Source organism: Micromonospora yasonensis (assembly GCF_026013475.1).
Classification (GTDB): Bacteria; Actinomycetota; Actinomycetes; order Mycobacteriales; family Micromonosporaceae; genus Micromonospora; species Micromonospora yasonensis.
Map to the genome: position 1 here is coordinate 1 of NZ_JAPDPH010000406.1, position 2,790 is coordinate 2,790.

Genomic DNA, 2,790 nt, shown 5'->3' on the forward strand with positions numbered 1-2,790 from the left:
CCGAGGCGGAGTCCGGCGTGGAACTGCCGCCGCTGCCGCCCATCCCGCCGCAGCTGGCCCCGTCGGACGGGCTGCCCCGCCGCGCCGAACGCCCACCGGGACAGTGGTGCCGCGAGCACGGCGTCATCCCGCCCCCGGGCTCGTTCCACGGGGCCCGCGGCGACGAACGGCCGACCGCCGGGCTCGGCTGGCACCCGATCCTCGACGGCCCGCGGGAGGCGACCGGATGAGCGCACCCGTGAGCGCGGTACGCGGCAGCGGCGAGTTCTTCGCGTTCTGCCTCGACACCCTGCGTGGGCTGGGCCGGCGGCCGGTGCAGGTGCGCGAGTTCGTCCAGCAGGCCTGGTTCATCAGCTCGGTGTCGATCCTGCCGGCCGCTCTGGTGTCCATCCCGTTCGGCGCGGTCATCGCCCTGCAGCTCGGCTCGCTGGTCCGTCAGCTCGGCGCGCAGTCGTTCACCGGCGCCGCCTCGGTGCTCGCCGTGGTCCGCGAGGCCGGGCCGATCGTCACCGCCCTGATCATCGCCGGCGCCGGCGGTTCGGCGATCTGCGCCGACCTGGGCGCACGCAAGATCCGGGAGGAGCTGGACGCCATGCAGGTGCTCGGCATCGACCCGATCCAGCGGCTCGTGGTGCCCCGGGTGCTCGCCGCGATGCTCGTCGCCGTCCTGCTCAACGGCCTGGTCAGCGTCGTCGGCGTGACCGGCGGGTACGCGTTCAACGTCGTCCTGCAGGGCGGCACGCCGGGGGCGTACGTGGCCAGCTTCCAGGCCCTCGGGCAACTGCCCGACCTGCTGGTGGGGGAGGTGAAGGCGCTGCTGTTCGGGGCCACCGCCGCGCTGGTCGCCAGCTACAAGGGGATGACCGCCAAGGGTGGGCCGAAGGGCGTCGGCGACGCGGTCAACCAGAGCGTGGTCATCACCTTCATGCTGCTGTTCGCGCTCAACTTCCTCGTCACGGCCGTGTACTTCCAGGTCGTCCCGCAGAAGGGGAGCTGACATGGCCGTACTGCGGTATCTCGACGACCTCGGCGGCCAGCTCGCCTTCCACCTGCGCGCCCTGGCCTGGGCGCCGCGCACCCTGCGCCGCTACAAGCGCGAGGTGGTCCGGCTGCTGGCCGAGGTCAGCTTCGGCACCGGCGCGCTCGCCGTGCTCGGCGGCACCGTCGGCGTCATCTGCTTCCTCACCTTCTTCACCGGCACCGAGGTCGGTCTCCAGGGCTACCAGGCGCTCGACCAGATCGGCAGCAGCGCCTTCACCGGCTTCGTCTCGGCGTACTTCAACACGCGGGAGATCTCGCCGCTGGTCGCCGCGCTGGCCCTGTCCGCCACCGTCGGCTGCGGCTTCACCGCCCAGCTCGGCGCCATGCGGATCTCCGAGGAGGTGGACGCCCTGGAGGTGATGGGCGTGCCCTCGCTGCCGTTCCTGGTCACCACCCGGATGATCGCCGGCTTCATCGCGGTCGTCCCGCTGTACGTGATCGGCCTGCTTTCCAGCTTCCTCGCCACCCGCACCATCGCGGTGGCCTACTTCGGACAGTCCGCCGGCACCTACGACTACTACTTCCACCTGTTCCTGCCGCCCGAGGACGTGCTCTGGTCCTTCGGCAAGGTGCTGGTGTTCAGCGTGATCGTCGTGCTGGTGCACTGCTGGTACGGCTACACCGCGCAGGGCGGGCCCGCCGGGGTCGGCGTCGCCGTGGGCCGGGCCGTCCGCACCGCCATCGTCGCGGTCAACGTCGTGGACTTCTTCCTGTCCCTGGCCATCTGGGGCGCCACCACCACCGTCCGGATCGCGGGGTGACCATGCGACACCGTGTCCTCGGCATCGTCTTCATCGCCCTGCTCACCGCGGCGCTGACCGCCTCGGTGCTGCAGTACCGCAAGGCGTTCACCCCGGTCGACCGGATCACCCTGCGCGCCGACCGTGCCGGCCTGCAACTCCTCGACGGCGCCGACGTCAAGGTACGCGGCGTGGTCGTCGGCGACGTCCGCTCGGTACGCAGCGACGGCCAGGGCGCGGTCATCGGGCTGGCCCTCGATCCCGCCACCACCGACCGGATCCCCGCCGACGTGACCGCCCGGCTGCTGCCCAAGACCCTCTTCGGCGAGCGGTACGTGGAACTCGTCCCGCCCCCGGGCAGCACCGCCGGGCCGATCCGCGACGGCGCGGTCATCACCCAGGACCGCAGCCGTACCGCGATCGAACTGGAACGGGTGCTCGACCAGGCGCTGCCGCTGCTGCAGGCCATCCACCCCGACCAGCTCGCCGCCACCCTCGGCGCGATCTCCACCGCCCTCGAGGGGCGCGGTGACCAACTCGGCGCCAACCTCACCCGGCTCGACGCGTACCTGCGGCAGCTCAACCCGCAGCTGCCGACCATCGCCGAGGACGTCCGCCAGCTCGCCGCCGTGCTGGACAGCTACGACGCCGCGCTGCCCGACCTGCTCGCCCTGCTGCGCGACGTCACGGTCACCGCCGACACGGTCACCGACCAGCGCGCCCAGCTCGCCGCGCTGCTCGCCGACACCACCGACACCGCCGACACCACCCGCGGCTTCCTCGACCGGCACGGCGACCAGCTCATCCGCCTCGGCCAGGTAAGCCGGCCGCTGCTGGAACTGCTCGCCACCTACGCCCCCGAGTACCCGTGCCTGGTCCGCGGGCTGGTCGCCCTGCAACCCCGGGTCGAGGAGGTCTTCGCCGGCGGCCGGATGCACATCACCCTCGAGGTCACCAAGGACGGCGGCCCGTACGAGAAGGGCCGCGACGCGCCGGTGTATGGCGCCGA

Annotated in this window: 3 protein-coding genes and 1 pseudogene; all 4 read left to right on the forward strand. The window is 72.3% G+C overall.

Annotated features, from left to right (window positions below; all coding sequences use genetic code 11):
* Window positions 1-230: pseudogene (locus tag ONA70_RS35780) on the forward strand (hypothetical protein); the annotation flags it as partial.
* Entirely contained in the window at window positions 227-997 is a 771-nt protein-coding gene (locus ONA70_RS35785) for an MlaE family ABC transporter permease (protein WP_265010900.1), read from the forward strand. The pseudogene ONA70_RS35780 and the gene ONA70_RS35785, both read left to right, overlap by 4 nt.
* A gap of 1 nt (window position 998) precedes the next feature.
* Entirely contained in the window at window positions 999-1,802 is an 804-nt protein-coding gene (locus tag ONA70_RS35790) for an MlaE family ABC transporter permease (protein ID WP_265010901.1), read from the forward strand.
* A 2-nt stretch (window positions 1,803-1,804) separates the two neighbouring features.
* A partial coding sequence (locus ONA70_RS35795; protein ID WP_265010902.1) for an MCE family protein occupies window positions 1,805-2,790 on the forward strand: 986 nt, incomplete at its 3' end.

Excerpts from the sequence above, each read along its gene's own strand:
- ONA70_RS35785 (WP_265010900.1), top strand. The coding sequence starts at position 227 with ATGAGCGCACCCGTGAGCGCGGTACGCGGCAGCGGCGAGTTCTTCGCG.
- ONA70_RS35790 (WP_265010901.1), top strand. The coding sequence starts at position 999 with ATGGCCGTACTGCGGTATCTCGACGACCTCGGCGGCCAGCTCGCCTTC.